This window comes from Caballeronia sp. LZ065, from assembly GCF_031450975.1.
GTDB lineage: Bacteria > Pseudomonadota > Gammaproteobacteria > Burkholderiales > Burkholderiaceae > Caballeronia.
The window spans coordinates 613,713-631,605 of record NZ_JARUXV010000001.1 but is presented as its reverse complement, the minus strand read 5'-3'; the positions used below and the strand labels follow the sequence as shown (position 1 = coordinate 631,605).

General features: G+C 64.3%; 15 protein-coding genes. 4 read left to right on the top strand and 11 right to left on the bottom strand.

From position 1 onward, the window contains the following. Positions 1–31 precede the first annotated feature (31 nt). The 7 genes from ubiB to QCE63_RS02960 all read right to left on the bottom strand — a co-directional run bounded on the left by ubiB (position 32) and on the right by QCE63_RS02960 (position 9,355). Positions 32–1,609 carry a ubiquinone biosynthesis regulatory protein kinase UbiB gene (gene ubiB / locus QCE63_RS02990; protein ID WP_309830385.1) on the bottom strand — a complete coding sequence of 526 codons (1,578 nt, stop codon included), beginning with the start codon at positions 1,607–1,609 and terminating at the stop codon, positions 32–34. 22 nt (positions 1,610–1,631) lie between these two features. Next, positions 1,632–2,348, bottom strand: a complete 717-nt coding sequence (locus tag QCE63_RS02985; RefSeq protein ID WP_404990078.1) for an SCP2 domain-containing protein — start codon at positions 2,346–2,348, stop codon at positions 1,632–1,634. A 149-nt stretch (positions 2,349–2,497) separates the two neighbouring features. Next, the gene (locus QCE63_RS02980; RefSeq protein WP_309830381.1) at positions 2,498–3,511 is read right to left on the bottom strand and encodes a Tim44-like domain-containing protein; all 1,014 of its coding nucleotides are present in this window, start codon (positions 3,509–3,511) and stop codon (positions 2,498–2,500) included. A gap of 25 nt (positions 3,512–3,536) precedes the next feature. Then, complete coding sequence (gene ubiE, locus QCE63_RS02975; RefSeq protein ID WP_309830379.1) at positions 3,537–4,268, bottom strand: bifunctional demethylmenaquinone methyltransferase/2-methoxy-6-polyprenyl-1,4-benzoquinol methylase UbiE; 732 nt, start codon at positions 4,266–4,268, stop codon at positions 3,537–3,539. A 90-nt stretch (positions 4,269–4,358) separates the two neighbouring features. Next, complete coding sequence (locus QCE63_RS02970) at positions 4,359–4,769, bottom strand: DUF971 domain-containing protein (protein ID WP_309830378.1); 411 nt, start codon at positions 4,767–4,769, stop codon at positions 4,359–4,361. A 9-nt stretch (positions 4,770–4,778) separates the two neighbouring features. After that, entirely contained in the window at positions 4,779–5,213 is a 435-nt protein-coding gene (locus tag QCE63_RS02965) for an HIT family protein (RefSeq protein WP_309830375.1), read from the bottom strand. Between the two features lie 35 nt (positions 5,214–5,248). Further along, positions 5,249–9,355: an FAD/FMN-binding oxidoreductase gene (locus tag QCE63_RS02960; protein ID WP_309830373.1), complete on the bottom strand. Its 4,107-nt coding sequence runs from the start codon at positions 9,353–9,355 to the stop codon at positions 5,249–5,251. Positions 9,356–9,879: 524 nt separating this feature from the next. On the opposite strand from QCE63_RS02960, the gene ilvA reads away from it, so the two are divergent. From ilvA to queF, 3 genes are read left to right on the top strand one after another with little or no spacing between them, the layout of a single operon-like run. Continuing rightward, positions 9,880–11,403: a threonine ammonia-lyase, biosynthetic gene (gene ilvA, locus QCE63_RS02955; protein WP_309833661.1), complete on the top strand. Its 1,524-nt coding sequence runs from the start codon at positions 9,880–9,882 to the stop codon at positions 11,401–11,403. 5 nt (positions 11,404–11,408) lie between these two features. Continuing rightward, positions 11,409–12,344 carry a 5'-nucleotidase gene (locus QCE63_RS02950; protein ID WP_309830371.1) on the top strand — a complete coding sequence of 312 codons (936 nt, stop codon included), beginning with the start codon at positions 11,409–11,411 and terminating at the stop codon, positions 12,342–12,344. Continuing rightward, positions 12,341–13,165: an NADPH-dependent 7-cyano-7-deazaguanine reductase QueF gene (gene queF, locus QCE63_RS02945; protein WP_309830368.1), complete on the top strand. Its 825-nt coding sequence runs from the start codon at positions 12,341–12,343 to the stop codon at positions 13,163–13,165. The genes QCE63_RS02950 and queF overlap by 4 nt, the downstream gene beginning before the upstream one ends. A 61-nt stretch (positions 13,166–13,226) precedes the next feature. On the opposite strand, the gene QCE63_RS02940 is transcribed toward queF, so the two are convergent. From QCE63_RS02940 to QCE63_RS02930, 3 genes are read right to left on the bottom strand one after another with little or no spacing between them, the layout of a single operon-like run. After that, positions 13,227–13,607, bottom strand: coding sequence for a RidA family protein (locus tag QCE63_RS02940; protein WP_309830366.1), 381 nt, complete (start codon positions 13,605–13,607; stop codon positions 13,227–13,229). Positions 13,608–13,635: 28 nt separating this feature from the next. Further along, the gene (locus tag QCE63_RS02935) at positions 13,636–15,114 is read right to left on the bottom strand and encodes a D-aminoacylase (protein WP_309830364.1); all 1,479 of its coding nucleotides are present in this window, start codon (positions 15,112–15,114) and stop codon (positions 13,636–13,638) included. 2 nt (positions 15,115–15,116) lie between these two features. Then, positions 15,117–16,004: a MurR/RpiR family transcriptional regulator gene (locus tag QCE63_RS02930; protein WP_309830361.1), complete on the bottom strand. Its 888-nt coding sequence runs from the start codon at positions 16,002–16,004 to the stop codon at positions 15,117–15,119. Positions 16,005–16,145: 141 nt separating this feature from the next. Here QCE63_RS02930 and QCE63_RS02925 point away from each other — a divergent pair, with 141 nt between their 5' ends. Next, positions 16,146–17,420 carry an amino acid deaminase gene (locus tag QCE63_RS02925; protein ID WP_309830358.1) on the top strand — a complete coding sequence of 425 codons (1,275 nt, stop codon included), beginning with the start codon at positions 16,146–16,148 and terminating at the stop codon, positions 17,418–17,420. On the opposite strand, the gene QCE63_RS02920 is transcribed toward QCE63_RS02925, so the two are convergent. Beyond that, entirely contained in the window at positions 17,417–17,887 is a 471-nt protein-coding gene (locus tag QCE63_RS02920; protein WP_309830355.1) for a MarR family transcriptional regulator, read from the bottom strand. The genes QCE63_RS02925 and QCE63_RS02920 overlap by 4 nt on opposite strands. Positions 17,888–17,893: the final 6 nt, after the last annotated feature.

Here is a 17,893-nt window from a genome sequence, read left to right as displayed (position 1 = left end):
GGCTCGCTGAAAGGGTGCGCCAGAGAATCGATCAGGGATGGCCGAGCCACAGCATTTGCGCGATCACGATGCCCGCACCCGCTATCGCGATCAGTCCAACGCCCAGCAGCGTCATCAGCAGACGATTAGTGCGTTTCTGCTCGGCCAGCAGCTGGCGCATCGTGTCTTCATTGCCGCTCCTGGGCGCGTCGTGATGTTCGGCCAGCAGATGATGGATCAGGCGGGGCAGTTGCGGAATCGTCTTGCTCCACTGCGGCGCCTCCATTTGCAGACGCTCGTACCAGCCGCGCCAGCCGATCTGCTCGTTCATCCAGCGCTCAAGATACGGCTTGGCGGTTTTCCACAGGTCGAGTTCCGGGTCGAGCGAGCGACCGAGACCCTCGACATTCAGCATCGTCTTTTGCAGCAGCACCAGTTGCGGCTGGATCTCGACGTTGAAGCGGCGCGATGTGGAGAACAAGCGCATCAGCACCTGGCCGAGCGAGATGTCCTTCAACGCGCGATCGAAATACGGTTCGCAGACGGCGCGGATCGCGCTCTCCAGCTCCTCGACGCGCGTGCTCGGCGGCACCCAGCCGGACTCGAGATGCAGCGTGGCGACGCGATGGTAATCACGCTTGAAGAACGCGAGAAAGTTCTGCGCGAGGTAGTTCTTGTCGAAGTCCGACAGCGCCCCGACGATGCCGAAATCCAGCGCGATATACCGGCCGAACGTCGCCGGGTCGAGACTGACCTGGATGTTGCCCGGATGCATGTCGGCGTGAAAGAAACCGTCGCGGAACACCTGCGTGAAAAAGATCTCGACGCCTTCGCGCGCCAGCTTCGGAATGTCCACGCCCGCCGCGCGCAGCGTCTCGACCTGGCTGATCGGCACGCCGACCATGCGTTCCATGACCAGCACGGTCGGCGCGGACAGATCCCAGTACATTTCCGGCACCAGCAGCAGATCGAGGCCCTGGAAATTCCGGCGCAACTGGCTGCCGTTGGCGGCCTCGCGCATCAGATCGAGCTCGTCGTGCAGGTATTTGTCGAACTCGGCCACCACTTCGCGCGGCTTCAGGCGCCGACCGTCCGGCCACAGACGTTCGGCCCAGATCGCGACGTCGCGCAGCAACGCGAGGTCCGAATCGATCACCGGCAACATGCCCGGCCGCAGCACCTTTACCGCCACCGCCTTGCCCGCGTGCTCGCCGTTCTTGATCTTGGCGAAATGCACCTGAGCAATCGACGCGCTCGCCACGGGCACGCGCTCGAAATCGTCGAACAACTGGTCGATGGACGCGCCGAGCGATTTCTCGATGATCGACACCGCGACCTCGGAATCGAACGGCGGCACCTGATCCTGGAGCTTCGCGAGTTCGTCGGCGACGTCGACGGGCAGCAGATCGCGACGCGTCGAGAGCACCTGGCCGAACTTCACGAAAATCGGCCCGAGACTCTCCAGCGCGAGACGCAGGCGGATGCCGCGCTCGATGTCGAAACGGCGGCCGAACGTCGTGATGCGCATCAGGTAGCGCACGCGACGATCGTTGATGCCGCTCATGACGAGCTCGTCGAGCCCGAAGCGGACGATCGTAAAAAATATCTTGAGAAAACGCAGAAAACGCATGGTTCGGATTCGCTTCAGCTCGTTATTCGTGCGAGTCGCGCACTGACTCGCCGCCGGGTCGCGCTGAGGCGCCGCTTGCCGGATGCTTGGGTTGACCTGCTGTCACGCTGGCCTGTTCGATTCTTTCGATGCGCTTCTCCACGCGTGCCAGCGCATCGCGCGCTTTTGACAATTCGGCGTCGAAGGCCGAGAGCGCGCTGCGGCGCACGAGTTGCGGACGTTCGTCGAGGAAAAACTCGCTGAACGTGTCCAACAGATTGCGCCCGGTGCGCTGCGCCTGCTCCTGCACGGACCGCGCGATGATGCCCAGCCGATGCGCGGGCGCGTCGCCGATCACGCGCGCCAGGTCTTCTTCCGGGTCCCAGCGCAGATGTTCGGCAAGTTTCGCCAGCGTGGTCGCGAATTCGGCATCGCCCTCGATCCGGACATGCTTCATCACGGCCGCCTGACCGCCTTGAACGAAGGCGGGCAACGCGTCGAGCGGCACGGCGATGGTGACGTCGAACTGAGCGGCTTCGGCTTCGGTTGTCGCAGCGAACAGGCCGTCCGGTTGCACCATGAGGGCGATGGACACCGGCGCGCAGGACAGTTTCACGCGTCGGGCGGCATAGGGTTTCAGGCGCTCCAACGCCCACGGCTCGCGCACGAGCAGATGATTCACGGCGGCCGCGAATGCGCCGGAAGCGGTCTTCAAGGCGGGGTTTGCTGCGGGACGGGCGAATTCGTCTGCGTTCGTCATCGGCTGTGAGATGAAAAAACCCGCGCGAGACGCTTCTCGCGCGGGTTCATATTCTACCGCCGCCACCGGCGATCACACTGACGCTTGCCAGTTTCCGGCGAGTGCGCCGGCGCCGCGACGCGCGGGACGCGTCCGGCGCGCGGTGGCGCTCAGCTGACCTGCTGGATGCCTGCCAGCAGCCAGCCTTCATTGCCGGACTTCTGCTTGGACAGGTTCCAGACCTCGACGAACGGCTCGGCCGCTGATCCTTCCGACTCGCGAATCAGACCATGGAAGCGCACGCTCGCCAGATATTCCTGCGGGCGATCTTCCACGCCGAGGACGTCGGCGTTGAGCTGTACGACATCGGTACGGTTCGGCGCACTGCCACGCGCTTCGACGTCCAACTTCACTTCCGCGAACATTTCGGGCGTGGTGAACTCGCGGATGTCGTTCGTGTTGCCGCGATCCCAGGCGTCCTGAAGGCGCACGAAGTAGACCTTCGCGTTACGCACGAACGCTTCGGTATCGAAGCCGGCCGGCACGTTCGGATTGACGACCTGCTGCTGCTGCGCCGACTCGATGTACGTCGCGCCGTAACCGCCCGATTGCTGCGGCACTTGCGCCGGCGCCGGGTCCAGACCCGTGCGCGCGCTTGCGCCGTACGGCGAACCCGAGGACGAGCCTGCACCGGCGTAAGCCGGGGTATTGCTGCCCTGAGCACCTTGACGCTTGCGCATGATGAAGCGGAACAGCATGACCGCGGCCAGCACGATGAGCGCAATGATGATCATGTTCGCCATGGCGCCGGCGAAGGCTTCGCCCAGCCCGAAGTGCGACAGGAGCGCCGCGATGCCGAGACCGGCCGCCAGACCGGCGATGGGCCCGAGCCAGCGGTTGCGCGCGGGTTGCGCGGCGGCCGGCGTGGCGGGCGCGGGTTGCGCCCGCTGTGCCTGCGCGGCCTGGCCTTGCTGCATGGATTGCGACGGCGGCGTCGCCTGATGCTGTTGTGTGGCGGTGGTCGACTGCCGGCCCATGCTGCGGCCGCCACCCATGCGCTTGGCGTCCGCCGTTTCTGCGAAGAGTGCGCCGGCCGCAATAACGCCAGCCAGCGCCAGTATTCCGGCCTTCCTGAAGAAGACGTTCAGGAAACCCCGGGTTTGGGGTATGCGCGAATCGGACATTTCGAATCCTTTGAAGAGTGGAACACTAAAATTTGGTCCCGACGTGTAACGCTACCACGCCACCTGACAAATTGTAATATTCGACTCGATCCAGTCCCGCTTGTTCCATCATTGTTTTCAAAGTTTCCTGGTCCGGATGCATCCGGATAGACTCCGCCAGGTACCGGTAGCTCTCCGCATCATTGGCCACCTTCTCGCCCAGCCACGGCAAAATCTTGAAACTGTAGATATCGTACGGCTTCTTGAGCGGATCCCACACTTTTGAGAATTCCAGCACCAACAGCCGCCCGCCCGGCTTGAGCACGCGCGTCATTTCGGCCAGCGCACGGTCCTTGTGCGTCATGTTACGAAGACCAAATGCAACCGTAATGATATTGAAATAATTGTCCGGGAACGGAATCTTCTCGGCGTCGCACAGCAGGGTCGGGGTCATGACGCCCTTGTCCACCAACCGGTCTCTGCCCACGCGCAGCATCGATTCGTTGATATCCGTGTGCCAGACTTCACCCGTCTCGCCGGCCTGCCGGGCGAAGGCCATCGCCAGGTCGCCGGTCCCGCCCGCGATGTCCAGCACCTTGTAGCCCGGCCGCACTTTGGCTTGCCCGATCGTGAAATGCTTCCAGATCCGATGCAGTCCGCCGGACATCAGGTCGTTCATCAGGTCGTAGTTGCTCGCGACGGAATGAAACACACCCGCCACCTTCTTCGCCTTGTCCTGCTCGTCGACCGTTTCGTATCCGAAGTGGGTCTTGCTCATCGCGCTGTTTCCTTACCTGTTGTTCTTTCCAAGCCGCGCAATCGCCGCGCCGGGTGCGCGGCGATATGCCGCAGCCGCATTTTGACTGAATCAGTGGCAATGACCGCCGCCGGACGTCTTGACGGCCATCGGCGTGTCGCGATCGACGCCCGCCGCCTCCAGTCTCGCCAGATAGTCGCGCCAATGTTCGTCCTGGCGCGACGCGAGATCGTGAAGGATGTCCCAGGAGTAGATGCCGGTATTGTGGCCGTCTGAAAAATTGAGTTGCAGCGCGTAGTGCCCGACCGGATCGATGCCGATGATCGTCACCTCGCGCTTGCCGGTCTGCAGCGTTTCCTGTCCCGGCCCGTGGCCCTGCACTTCCGCCGACGGCGAATACACGCGCAGCAACTCGAACGGCACACGATACGACGCGTCGCCATATTGCAGTTCCAGCACGTGTGATTTCGAATGCACGACGACGCCGGTGGGAATCGGCGTCGTTGAAGTGAGTCCGCTCATGATCTTGTCTTATGGATGACCAAACTGCTGGTTCAGTTCGTTGCGCACCTGCTCGCGCAGGAGCGTTGCCTGGGCGCGCCGCTTCGACAGTTGCGATTCGGACACGGTGCGCTGGCGCGGCGCCCAGATCGGCAGCGGAAAGCGGGAGTCGTTTGAGAAGCGCGGGATGACGTGCCAGTGAACATGCGGCACTTGATTGCCGAGGCTCGCGAGATTGATTTTCTCAGGCACCAGCACCCGGCGCATGACGCGTTCGACGCCATTCACGCCGGCCATCACGCGCGCGCGATCCGGGTCCGGCAAATCGGACATCTCAGCGACATGCGCACCCCAGATCACACGGCACAGGCCGGGCCAATCGGGCTCATCGGCGAGGACGACGCGCAACGCGCCGTCCTGCCACAGTACTTCGCCGCCGTCTTCACGGCAAAACACACAGTCCATCTCGAACCTCTAGCGAATCGTCCTCGATGTCGCTATTACACCAGCACGCGCTCGATACCGCCATTGTTCGCGCGTTCGACGTACTGTTCCATCCAGTTCTCGCCGAGCACCTTGCGCGCGATTTCCACGACGATATAGTCCGCCTCGATGTTGGCGTCCTCGTTGTAGCGCGACAAGCCTTGCAGGCACGACGGGCAGCTCGTCAGGATCTTGACGTCCTGCGGCGCGGCGCCGTTGACCGGCTGCGGGCCGTCGCCGGCCTTGAGCACAGAACCGGGCTGCGCGCCAGCCGCACCCGCCGACGCATTCGCGATGTTGATCGCGTTCGCGCCCGCTTCCGCGACGAGCGAAATGCCGCGCAGCTTGGCCGCGCCCTTGCGGATTTCCTCTTCCTTGCGGAAGCGCACCTGCGTGGAGACGTCCGGCCGCGTCACCGCGAGCGTGCCCGACTCGCCGCAGCAGCGGTCGTTCTTCTCGATCTTGTAGCCGTCCTTCTCCGAACCCATCAGCTGATTGACCAGCTTGACCGGATCCATGGTCTTGATCGGCGAGTGACACGGGTCGTGATACATGTAGCGCGTGCCGCTGACGCCATCGAGCTTGATGTTCTTCTCGAGCAGGAACTCGTGAATGTCGATGATGCGGCAGCCCGGGAAGATCTTCTCGAATTCATAGCCTGCGAGCTGGTCGTAGCAGGTGCCGCACGACACCACCACGGTCTTGATGTCGAGATAGTTCAGCGTATTCGCGACGCGGTGGAACAGTACGCGATTGTCAGTGACGATCTTCTCGGCCTTGTCGAACTGGCCGGAGCCGCGCTGCGGATAGCCGCAGCACAGATAGCCCGGCGGCAGCACGGTCTGCACGCCCGCTTCCCACAGCATCGCCTGAGTGGCAAGCCCGACCTGCGAGAACAGCCGCTCCGAACCGCAGCCCGGGAAGTAGAACACCGCTTCCGAATCGACAGTCGTTGTCTGCGGATTGCGGATGATCGGGACGATCTTGTTGTCCTCGATATCCAGCAACGCACGCGCCGTCTTCTTCGGCAGGTTGCCCGGCATCTTCTTGTTGACGAAGTGGATCACCTGCGTGACGACCGGCGGCTTGCCGACGGTTGCGGGCGGCTTCGCCGTCTGCTTCCTGACGAACTTCTTCAGCACGTCGTTGCCGAGGCGCTGCGCCTTGTAGCCGATGCCCATCATCGCGGTGCGCGCGAGATTGATGGTCTGCGGATTGGTCGCGTTCAGGAAGAACATGCCCGCCGCATTGCCCGCGTTGAACTTCTTCTTGCCCATCTTGCGCAGGAGGTTGCGCATGTTCATGGTCACGTCGCCGAAGTCGATCTTCACCGGGCACGGCGTCACGCACTTGTGGCAGACGGTGCAGTGATCGGCGACATCGTTGAACTCGTCCCAGTGCTTGATGGACACGCCGCGGCGCGTCTGCTCTTCATACAGGAACGCCTCGACCAGCAGCGACGTGGCGAGAATCTTGTTGCGCGGGCTGTAGAGCAGGTTCGCGCGCGGCACGTGGGTCGCGCAGACCGGCTTGCACTTGCCGCAGCGCAGGCAGTCCTTGATGGACTCGGAAATCGCGCCGATATCCGATTGCTGCATGATGAGCGACTCGTAGCCCATCAGCCCGAACGACGGCGTATAGGCGTTGCGCAAGTCGGCGCCGTCGAACAGCTTGCCCTTGTTGAAGCGGCCGTGCGGATCGACGCGCTGCTTGTAGGCGCGGAAATCGCCAATTTCCTCTTCCGTCAGAAACTCCAGCTTCGTAATGCCGATGCCGTGCTCGCCCGAGATCACGCCGTCGAGCGAACGCGCCAGCTTCATGATGCGCGCCACCGCGTGATGCGCGTCCTGCAGCATCGCGTAGTTGTCGGAGTTGACCGGAATGTTGGTGTGCACGTTGCCGTCGCCGGCATGCATGTGCAGCGCGACGAACACGCGGCCGCGCAGCACTTGCTTGTGGATGGCCTGCGCTTCGTCGAGGATCGGCTTGAATTCGCCGCCGTTGAAGATCTGGCGCAACTCGGCGCGGATCTCCTGCTTCCACGAGATGCGCACCGTGCGGTCCTGCGCGACATGGAACACGTTGGCATCCGGCTGCACATCGACGCGGTCCGCGAATTTTTCCGCGAGCGCCTCGTAGCCGACCTGAAGCAAGTGGTGCTGGGCCTCGCGCAGCGGCATGTCGAGGTGCTCGCCGACGAAGCTCCAGCGCTCGCGCACACGCTTGAGCAGATCCAGCGCCTGCTGCACGCGGTCTTCGAGCAGCTCGGCGCTGGGGATCTCATTGGCGTCGTCGGTCTTGCCGAGCGGCAGCTTGCCGGTGCGGAAGAACGCTTCGAGCGCATTGACGAGTTGCAGCTTGTTCTTGATCGACAGCTCGATGTTGATGCGCTCGATGCCGTCCGTGTACTCGCCCATGCGATTGAGCGGAATCACGACGTCTTCGTTGATCTTGAACGCGTTCGTATGCTTGGCGATGGCGGCCGTGCGCGAGCGGTCCAGCCAGAAACGCTTGCGCGCCTCGGCGTTGACCGCGACGAAGCCTTCACCGCTCTTGCCGTTCGCCATGCGCACGACTTCGGACGTGGCGGCGGCAACGGCATCGGCGTTGTCGCCGACGATATCGCCGATCAGCACCATCTTCGGGAACGCGTTGCGCTTGCTCTTGGTGGCATAGCCGACCGCGCGCAGATAGCGTTCGTCCAGATGCTCGAGGCCGGCGAGAATCGCGCCGCCCTGCTTCGACGTCTCGAACAGATAGTCCTTGATCTCGACGATGCTCGGAATCGCATCGCGCGCCTGGCCGAAGAATTCGAGGCAGACGGTGCGCGTGTGCGCGGGCATCTTGTGCAGGATCCAGCGCGCCGACGTGATGAGGCCGTCGCAGCCTTCCTTCTGCACGCCGGGCAGGCCGGCGAGGAATTTATCCGTGACGTCCTTGCCGAGCCCTTCCTTGCGGAACGTGCGGCCGGCAATGTCGAGATTCTCGGTGCGGATCAGCTTCTCGCCCGGCGCGCGATTGCCGTCGAACCAGTCGAGCCGGAAACGCGCCACTTCGATATCGTGGATCTTGCCGCAGTTGTGATCCAGGCGCGTGACTTCGAGCCAGTTGCCTTCCGGATCGACCATGCGCCACCACGCGAGATTGTCCAGCGCCGTGCCCCACAGCACGGCCTTCTTGCCGCCCGCGTTCATCGCCACATTGCCGCCGACGCAGGACGCGTCCAGCGAAGTGGGATCGACTGCGAACACGAAGCCGGCCTGTTCCGCCGCTTCGGTCACGCGCCGCGTGACGACGCCCGCGCCCGAGAAGATGGTCGCGACCTTGTGCTCGACGCCCGGCAGGCTGGTCATTTCGACCGGTCCGAGTTGTTCGAGCTTTTCCGTGTTGATGACGGCCGAGAACGGCGTCAGCGGAATCGCGCCGCCGGTGTAGCCGGTGCCGCCGCCACGCGGAATGACGGTAAGCCCGAGTTCGAAGCACGCCTTGATGAGCCCGGCGATCTCGGCTTCGGTGTCCGGCGTGAGCACGACGAACGGGTATTCGACGCGCCAGTCGGTGGCGTCGGTGACGTGCGCGACGCGCGACAGGCCGTCGAACTTGATGTTGTCCTTCTGCGTCTGCCGGCCCAGCACGCGCGACGCGCGGCGGCGCAGGTCGGCCATGCGGGCGAACTCGGCGGCGAACTCGTCGACGGCGCGCCGCGCCGCGGCCACCAGCAACTGCACGCGCCCGGCGCGTTCCTGGCTGCCAGCTTCGTCGTGGTGAGCGGAGAGGTCCGCGCTGCGGCGCTTCTCGATTTCAGCGAGACGGTGATTCAGCGCGTCGACCAGCATACCGCGGCGCTTCGGGTTGTCGAGCAGGTCGTCCTGGAGATACGGATTGCGGCGCACGACCCAGATGTCGCCGAGCACTTCGTAGAGCATGCGCGCCGAGCGGCCGGTGCGGCGCTCGTTGCGGAGTTCGTCGAGGACGGCCCAGGCTTCGTCGCCCAGGAGCCGCATGACGATTTCACGATCGGAGAACGACGTGTAGTTATAGGGAATTTCGCGCAGACGGGGTTCGATATCGAGCGCCAAGGCGGCATGGGCGCCGTTCGGATCGAAGGCTTGAGGTGCGTTCATGTTCGACGGTTCGGTGTGCCGGCGGGCGCGCTTTGCAAAGCGGAAACGCCGACGATGCGCGTGGGGGCGCAAATTTTCGAGTGAGACTTATCTTGGCGAAGGCTGCCGGGCCGCTCTCTCGCGAAACGCTGCGAGGCGGACGTCATCACGACGCCTTCGGTGTGCCCGGAATCAACGCCACGATCGCGCGTGACGCGCATGCCGCTCGGCCGCCGCGTGCGACGCGCGGGGGACATGCGCCAGAAAATCGATCCGAAGCTGCCGGTGCATCTGCCGATCCTGATTGCTGATACGTAAAGGGAAATTCTAACCCAGGATCATGACGCGCGTTGCCGGGCGCTAGCAGGCGGAAGGGCTTTTTGCTAGTACATTCGCGACGCGTTCATGGCATTTTCGACGCTTTTTTGCACGACCGTCCGGACGGTCGAAGCATAGGCGGGGCGGCGAGCGTCGCGACAGGCGCTATCATGGATGCTTTCGCCCTCAAAACCCGCGCGCATGCGTGCCGCGTGACGATTCCCCGCATGACACATCCCGACTACCTGAAGAAAGTGCTGACCGCGCGCGTGTACGACGTCGCGCGGGAAAGCGAGCTCGAACCGGCGCACAATCTGTCGGCGCGCCTGCGCAACTCCGTGTTCCTGAAGCGCGAGGACAACCAGCCGGTGTTCTCCTTCAAGATTCGCGGCGCCTATAACAAGATGGCGAACCTTTCGGCCGACGAACTCGCGCGCGGCGTGATTACGGCCTCGGCGGGCAATCATGCGCAGGGCGTGGCGCTTTCGGCGGCGCGGCTCGGCTGCCGCGCCGTGATCGCTGTGCCGACCACCACGCCGCAAGTGAAGATCGACGCGATCCGGACGCATGGCGGCCCGACGGTCGAAGTCGTGCTGGCGGGCGAATCGTACAGCGACGCCTACACGCGCGCCGTGCAGCTTCAGGAAGAACGCGGCCTGACCTTCGTGCATCCGTTCGACGATCCCGACGTAATCGCCGGGCAAGGCACCGTCGCGATGGAAATCCTGCGCCAGCATCAGGGGCCGATCCACGCGATCTTCTGCCCGATCGGCGGCGGCGGGCTGGCGGCGGGCGTGGCGGCCTATGTCAAGGCGGTGCGTCCGGAGATCAAGGTGATTGGCGTGCAGACCGAGGATTCCTGCGCGATGGCGAAATCGGTCAAGGCGGGCGAGCGCATCACGTTGAACGAAGTCGGCCTTTTCTCGGACGGCACCGCGGTGAAGCTGGTCGGCGAGGAAACCTTCCGCCTGTGCCGGGAACTGCTCGATGACATCATCACCGTCGACACCGACGCCCTCTGCGCCGCCATCAAGGACGTGTTCCAGGACACCCGCTCGGTGCTCGAACCGGCAGGCTCGCTCGCGGTGGCGGGCGCGAAGCTGTATGCGGAACGCGAAGGCATCGAGGGCAAGACGCTGATCGCGGTGACCTCGGGCGCGAACATGAACTTCGACCGCATGCGTTTCGTCGCGGAACGCGCGGAAGTGGGCGAAGCGCGCGAAGCGGTGTTCGCCGTGACGATTCCCGAGGAGCGCGGCAGTTTCAGGCGCTTCTGCGAACTGGTCGGCACGCGCAGCGTGACCGAGTTCAACTATCGCATCGCGGACGCACAGGCCGCGCATATCTTCGTCGGCGTGCAGATCAAGTCGCGCAAGGAAACGGCGCAGATGATGACGGCCTTCGTCGAACATGGTTTCGCGACCGTGGATCTGTCGCACGATGAACTCTCGAAGCAGCACATCCGCTACATGGTGGGCGGCCGCTCGCCGCTCGCGCGCGACGAACGCCTGTTGCGCTTCGAATTCCCGGAGCGGCCCGGCGCGCTGATGAAATTCCTGTCGTCGATGGCGCCGGACTGGAACATCAGCCTGTTCCATTACCGTAACCAGGGCGCGGACTATAGCTCGATTCTGGTCGGCATTCAGGTGCCGCAGACGGACAACGCTGAGTTCGAGCGTTTCCTTGCGACGCTCGGCTATCCGTGGTGGGACGAAGGCGCGAATCCGGTGTACCGGCTGTTCCTCGGCTGACCGAGATGGCCTTCACGCTCGAAGACAAGCTTGTCGTCGCGATTTCGTCGCGCGCGCTGTTCGATTTCGAGGAAGAGAACCGCGTGTTCGAGACCGGCGACCTTGCGCGTTACGAGGCGTTGCAGCGCTCGCGGCTCGATACGCCCGCGAAACCCGGCGTGGCATTCAGCCTGATTCGCAAGCTGCTCGCGCTCAACACACAGGAACAACGTGTCGAGGTGGTGATCCTGTCGCGCAGCGATCCCATCAGCGGCCTGCGCGCGTTTCGCTCGTGCAAGGAGCATGGCCTGGCGATCGAGCGCGGCGTATTCACGCGCGGGCGCTCGCCGTTCCGCTATCTGCGGCCGCTGCGCGCTTCGCTGTTTCTGTCGGCGAATCCGGAAGATGTGCGGGCGGCGCTCGACGCCGGCTTTCCCGCCGCCAGCGTTCTGCCCGAAACGGTCGTCGCGGCGAGCCATTACGCCCATGAGATTCGCATCGCCTTCGACGGCGACGCCGTGATCTTTTCCGACGAAGCCGAGCGCGTCTTTCAGGAGAGCGGCCTGCCGGCGTTCATTGGCCACGAACTCGACAAGAAGGATTCGCCCTTGCCGGGCGGACCGCTCAAACCGCTGCTCGCCGCCCTTCACAAGCTCCAGCGCATTGCCGCACAAGGCGAGCGCGAAGGGACGACGCCCGCGAACGGCAGCCCGCCGATGCACATCCGCACCGCGCTGGTCACCGCCCGCTCCGCGCCTGCACACGAGCGCGCGATCCGGACGCTGATGGCCTGGAACATCGAGATCGACGAAGCGATGTTCTTGGGCGGCCTCGACAAGGGCGACTTCCTGCGTGAATTCGAGCCCGACTTTTTCTTCGACGATCAAATTCGCCATTGCGAATCGGCCTGCGTTGTCACGGCGACGGGGCACGTTCTCAGCGGCATAGCGAACGCCACATGACACCCGATCAATCTCCGCTCGGCAAGCCCGTCCACTACACCGAACAGTACGATGCGTCGCTGCTGTTCGCGATCGACCGCAAGCGTGCGCGCGATGCGATCGGCGTGCCTGCAAGACTGCCGTTTTTCGGCACCGACATCTGGAACGCCTACGAGCTCTCGTGGCTGAACCGGAACGGCAAGCCGCAGATCGCGGTCGCGACGTTCTTCGTGCCGGCGGATTCGCCGAACATCGTGGAGTCGAAGTCGTTCAAGCTGTATCTGGGATCGTTCGCGCAGACGCCGTTCGATTCCATCGACGACGTCCGCGCCGCCATCAAGCGCGATGTGTCCGCGATCTGCGGCACGACCGTGTCCGTGCAGCTCAGCGCGCCCGCGGATTTCGGCAAGCTCGTGATGGAAGAATTCGACGGCCTGTCGCTCGACCGGCTCGATCTCGATTGCAACGTGTACTCGCCCGACCCGTCTTTGCTGAGCGCGGCGCAGGGTGAGACGTCCGTCGACGAAACGCTGTTTTCGAATCTGTTGAAGTCGAATTGTCCAGTGACGGGCCAGCCGGACTGGGGCAGCGTGCAGATCCGCTACTACGGCTCGCAGATCGATCACGCGGGACTGTTGCGCTACATCGTGTCGTATCGTGAGCACACGGGGTTTCATGAGCAATGCGTCGAACGCATCTTCATGGACATCATGCGGGAGTGCAAACCGGAACGGCTCGCGGTGTATGCGCGTTATACACGACGCGGGGGGCTGGATATCAACCCGTTTCGCACCAACTTCAATCTGCCGATGCCGGATAATGCGCGGCTTGCGCGGCAGTAATTCGCACGGCAAGCCCTGCTTCGCGTGAAGCAGGGCTGGACCCGTCTTACGCCTTCTTGTTTTACGCCTTCTTGTAAGCCACGCAATCCACCTCGACCTTGCAGTCGATCACCATTGACGACACGACACACGCGCGCGCCGGCGGATTCGCGCCAAAATATTCCTTGAACACCTTGTTGAACGACGCGAAGTCACGCGGATCGTCCAGCCACACGCCGCAACGCACCACGTGCTCCGTGCCGTACCCCGCTTCCTGCAGGATCGCGAGCACGTTCTGAATCGCCTTGTGCGTTTGCTCGACGATACCGCCGTTGATCACTTCGCCGTTTTCCATCGGCGTCTGGCCCGACACGAACAGCCAGCCATCGGCCTCGACCGCGCGTGCGAACGGCATATGTGCGCCGCCTTGCCCCTTGCCGCCTTCCACGCCATAACGCTTCATCGCTTCACTCCTTGATTCAAAAACAGTCTTAGAACGCACCGTGCGCATCGAGCTTCGATGCCGCGCCGCGCGCAACGAAATGTCCCGCGCGCGCGCCGGTCACGGCCCGCTCGCGATACGTCAGCACCCCATTCACCCACACCGCGTCGATGCCGTCCGCCGCCTGCTGCGGCTGCGCAAAAGTCGCGGCATCGCGCACGCGCTCGGCATCGAACACGACCAGATCCGCGTGATGACCCACCTTCACCTCACCGCGCTCCGTCAAACCGAAGCGCCGCGCTGTCAGACTCGTCATCTTGCGCACCGCTTCCTCGAGCGGCATCAGCGCCGTGTCGCGCGCATAGTGCCCGAGCACGCGCGGAAACGCGCCCCAAAGACGCGGATGCGGCAACGGATCGTTCGGCAAGCCGTCCGAGCCGACCATCGTCGCGGGATGCGACAGGATGCGACGCACGTCGTCTTCCGACATGTTGTGATACACCGCGCCCGCCGGCTGCAAACGCTTCGCGGCTTCCTGCTGCGTCACCTGCCACGCGTCGGCCACTTCCCGGATCAGCTTGCCCGCCATCTCGGGATGCGGCGTCGACCAGGTGATCGTGATGTCGATGTCGCCCGTGACCTGCTTGAGATCGAGCGTCGATGAACTGCGGTTGTACGGATAGCAGTCGCACGCGACCGGCTGCCCCGCGCGCGTGGTGTCGATCGAGTTCAGCACTTCCGTACTGCGCCCCCAGTTCGACGGCCCCGCGCACTTCAGATGCGAAATCACCACCGGCACGCGCGCATGCCGGCCGACGCGATAAGCCTCGTCCATTGCATCGAGGATTGCGTCGAACTCGGTGCGCATGTGGGTCGTGTAGAGCGCGCCCGCGTGCGCCAGCGGCTCGGCGAGCGCCTGCACTTCCTCCGGCGGCGCGCTGAACGCCGAGCCATAGGCCAGACCGCTCGACAGACCGAGCGCGCCGTGCGCCAGCGCTTCCTCCAGTTGTGCACGCATGCCGGCGATTTCGTCGCCAGTAGCGGCGCGGTCGAGCCGGTCCATATGATTGCTGCGCAGCGCCGTATGGCCGATCAGCGCGCCGACGTTCACCGCCGGGCGCGCCTCGTTCACCGCCGCGACGTAGGCCGCAAAGGTCGGATACTGGAACGCGGCGGCGTCGCCGAGCAGGTTCATCGGGTCGGGCGGCGCGCCCTTCAACGTCACCGGCGACGCGCTGATCCCGCAATTGCCGACAATCACCGTCGTCACGCCCTGGGTGATCTTCGGCATCATCTGCGGTGCGCGGATCACGTGGGTGTCGTCGTGCGTATGAACGTCGATGAAGCCTGGCGCGAGCACCTTGCCTTCGGCATCGAAAGTGTCGTCGGCGCGCCAGCCGGACAAGCCGCCGGGCGCCGTGATCGCGACGATGCGACCGTCGCGCACCGCGACATCGCGCGCCACGGCGGGCGCACCCGTGCCGTCGATCACGCGGGCGCCAATGATCAGCGTATCGGCCTGTTCCATGATCAGTCTCCCAAAGGTTGACGCTCGCCCCCACCGCGATGCGCGTCGAGCGCATGCTTCATGCGGCGCAGCAGTTCGCGGCTGGTGTCGGCCTGCTTGACGGCCAGTTCGGTGACGAGCAAGTCGAGCGCCATCATCATCGCGTAGCGCGACGACGACGGCTTGTAGATGAAGTCGCTCTCCATCGCGATGACCGGGATCAGCCAGTCGGCCAGCACGCCGAGCGGCGACGCCGGCGCGGTCAGCGCGATCACGCGCGCGCCGTACTGCTTCGCGAGCCGGCAGCTCTCGACCATCTCTGGCGTCTGCCCCGTCACCGAGAGCGCGACCACGACGTGTTCCTTCGACAGGGTCGAGGCCACCATCCGTTGCAGCAGGCCGTCCTGGTACGACGCCACCGGCCGGCCAAGCCGCACGAGGCGAAAGCGCATTTCGTCGGCAAGCGCGGTCGAGCCGCCGCCCATGCCGAACACGTAGATCATCGCGGCGGCGGCGAGCGCGTCTGCGGCCTCGGCCACTGGCGCCGCCGCGAGCGCGCCCTGGTTTTGCGCGAGCGTGCTCTGCACTTCCTCGAAAATGCGCGCCGCCAGCGAAGCCGGTACGGCGTCGGCATCGCGCGTCAGGAAGCGCTGGCCGACGCCCGCCGCCTGCGCGAGCCGCAGCTTCAACTCGCGCACGTCCTCGCAGCCCACCGCCTTCGCAAAACGCGTGACCGTCGCGACGCTCACCGCCGCCTTGTCCGCCAGCGCGCCAATGCTCGCGCGCGACGCGGCCACGATGTCGTCGAGAATCAGCGCCGCCACCTTGCGTTCCGCGTCACGCAACTCGGGCGCGCGCTCCGCAATGCGTGCGACGATGTCGATACCGATGGAGTGGGACGGTCCGTTCATGACGTGCGCGGATGACCCGCGATGATGTTACTAAATAACATTTCCATCCCGGATGCTACTTTGGTTACCATCCTAGCGTCAACCTCGGAGCGCGAGAGACGGCGCCCGATTCCATTTAAACGGACGATGGAGCAGCAGCACATGAAAGTTACAAACTATCAAAGCCCGGCGATCGACCCGTTCGGCAAGGGTCTCGGCATGGTGCCGGGCACGGGCATCCAGTTGCAGGACGCAGCGCGTCTGCAATGGAACCTGCTGGAGGAAGATGTCAGCCTGCCCGCCGCCGTGCTCTACGCGGATCGCATCGAGCACAACCTGAAGTGGATGCAGGACTTTGTCGGCGAATACGGCGTGAAGCTCGCGCCGCACGGCAAGACCACCATGGCGCCGCAACTCTTTCGCCGTCAGTTGGAAACCGGCGCGTGGGGCATCACGCTGGCCACCGCGCATCAGGTGCGCGCGGCGTACCGCGGCGGCGTGTATCGCGTGCTGATGGCGAACCAGCTGGTCGGCAAGCGCAACATGGGCATGATCGCCGAGTTGCTCACCGATCCGAATTTCGAATTCTTCTGTCTGGTGGATTCAGCCGACGGCGTCGACCAGCTCGGCGAATTCTTCAGCTCGGTGCGCAAGAAACTCAATGTGCTGATCGAACTCGGCGTGCCGGGCGGGCGCACCGGCGTGCGCGACGACGCCCAGCGCGACGCCGTGCTCGCCGCCATCGGGCGCTGGCCGGGTACGATCGAACTGGCGGGCATCGAGTTGTATGAAGGCGTGCTGCAGGACGAAGCGCGGGTGCGCGAGTTCCTGAAGAGCGCCGTCGATGTCACGCGCGCGCTGATCGCCGACGGCAAGATCGCGCGCCAGCCGGCGATCCTGTCCGGCGCGGGATCCGCCTGGTACGACGTGGTCGCCGACGAATTCGCCAAGGCGCATAGCGATGCCATCGAAGTCGTGCTGCGTCCGGGCTGCTATCTGACGCACGATGTCGGCATTTACAAGAAGGCCCAGAACGAGATCTTCGCGCGCAATCCGATCGCGAAGAAAATGGGCCAAGGATTGAAGCCGGCGCTGCAGCTGTGGGCGTATGTGCAGTCGATTCCGGAGCCGGACCGCGCGATCATCGGGCTCGGCAAGCGCGATTCCGCCTTCGACGCGGGCATGCCGGAACCGGCGAAGCACTATCGTCCGGGCAACGACGCGCCGCGTGACATCGCGGCCGAAGAAGGCTGGGAGATTTTCGGCCTGATGGACCAGCACGCCTATCTGCGCATCCGTCCGGGCGACGATCTGAAAGTCGGCGACATGATCGCGTTCGACATCTCGCATCCCTGCCTGACCTTCGACAAGTGGCGTCAGATTCTCGTCGTCGATCCGAAGTATCGTGTCACCGAAGTGATCGAAACGTTCTTCTAGGCCTTCGCCTCGAGCGCGGCCGCCTGCGAAGCACTGGCGGCCGCCACGTCCTGAATGCGTCCCTCGAACATGTGCAGTGCGCTCGACAGCGCCTCGATGGCCTCGTCGGGCAGCGACGCCATCGTGTCGTGCAGGAACGCGTTGCGCCTTGGCAGGCCTTCCTTCGCGATCGCGCGGCCTTGCGCCGTCAGCGCGACATTCGACACGCGATTGTCGCGCGCATCCACGCTGCGCATGATCCAGCCGAGGCCTTCGAGCGTCTTCAACTGCCGCGTCAGCGCGCCGGGATCGACCTTCAGATGCTCGACGAGCTTCTTCTGCGACAGCACGCCCGCATGCTCGTGCAGCGCGAGCAGGATGCGCCAGCGGGGCATCGGCTGGCCGACGGCCGTCTCGAACGCCGACATGAACGCGCGATAGGTGCGTCCGAACTGTTGAATCACGGCGATACGGTCTTGTTCGTTCATGCTGGG

Excerpts from the sequence above, each read along its gene's own strand:
- QCE63_RS02930 (WP_309830361.1), bottom strand. The coding sequence starts at position 16,004 with ATGAACGGACCGTCCCACTCCATCGGTATCGACATCGTCGCACGCATT.
- ubiB (WP_309830385.1), bottom strand. The coding sequence starts at position 1,609 with ATGCGTTTTCTGCGTTTTCTCAAGATATTTTTTACGATCGTCCGCTTC.
- QCE63_RS02985 (WP_404990078.1), bottom strand. The coding sequence starts at position 2,348 with ATGACGAACGCAGACGAATTCGCCCGTCCCGCAGCAAACCCCGCCTTG.
- QCE63_RS02940 (WP_309830366.1), bottom strand. The coding sequence starts at position 13,607 with ATGAAGCGTTATGGCGTGGAAGGCGGCAAGGGGCAAGGCGGCGCACAT.
- QCE63_RS02935 (WP_309830364.1), bottom strand. The coding sequence starts at position 15,114 with ATGGAACAGGCCGATACGCTGATCATTGGCGCCCGCGTGATCGACGGC.
- queF (WP_309830368.1), top strand. The coding sequence starts at position 12,341 with ATGACACCCGATCAATCTCCGCTCGGCAAGCCCGTCCACTACACCGAA.
- ubiE (WP_309830379.1), bottom strand. The coding sequence starts at position 4,268 with ATGAGCAAGACCCACTTCGGATACGAAACGGTCGACGAGCAGGACAAG.
- QCE63_RS02920 (WP_309830355.1), bottom strand. The coding sequence starts at position 17,887 with ATGAACGAACAAGACCGTATCGCCGTGATTCAACAGTTCGGACGCACC.
- QCE63_RS02970 (WP_309830378.1), bottom strand. The coding sequence starts at position 4,769 with ATGAGCGGACTCACTTCAACGACGCCGATTCCCACCGGCGTCGTCGTG.
- ilvA (WP_309833661.1), top strand. The coding sequence starts at position 9,880 with ATGACACATCCCGACTACCTGAAGAAAGTGCTGACCGCGCGCGTGTAC.
- QCE63_RS02960 (WP_309830373.1), bottom strand. The coding sequence starts at position 9,355 with ATGAACGCACCTCAAGCCTTCGATCCGAACGGCGCCCATGCCGCCTTG.
- QCE63_RS02980 (WP_309830381.1), bottom strand. The coding sequence starts at position 3,511 with ATGTCCGATTCGCGCATACCCCAAACCCGGGGTTTCCTGAACGTCTTC.
- QCE63_RS02925 (WP_309830358.1), top strand. The coding sequence starts at position 16,146 with ATGAAAGTTACAAACTATCAAAGCCCGGCGATCGACCCGTTCGGCAAG.
- QCE63_RS02950 (WP_309830371.1), top strand. The coding sequence starts at position 11,409 with ATGGCCTTCACGCTCGAAGACAAGCTTGTCGTCGCGATTTCGTCGCGC.
- QCE63_RS02965 (WP_309830375.1), bottom strand. The coding sequence starts at position 5,213 with ATGGACTGTGTGTTTTGCCGTGAAGACGGCGGCGAAGTACTGTGGCAG.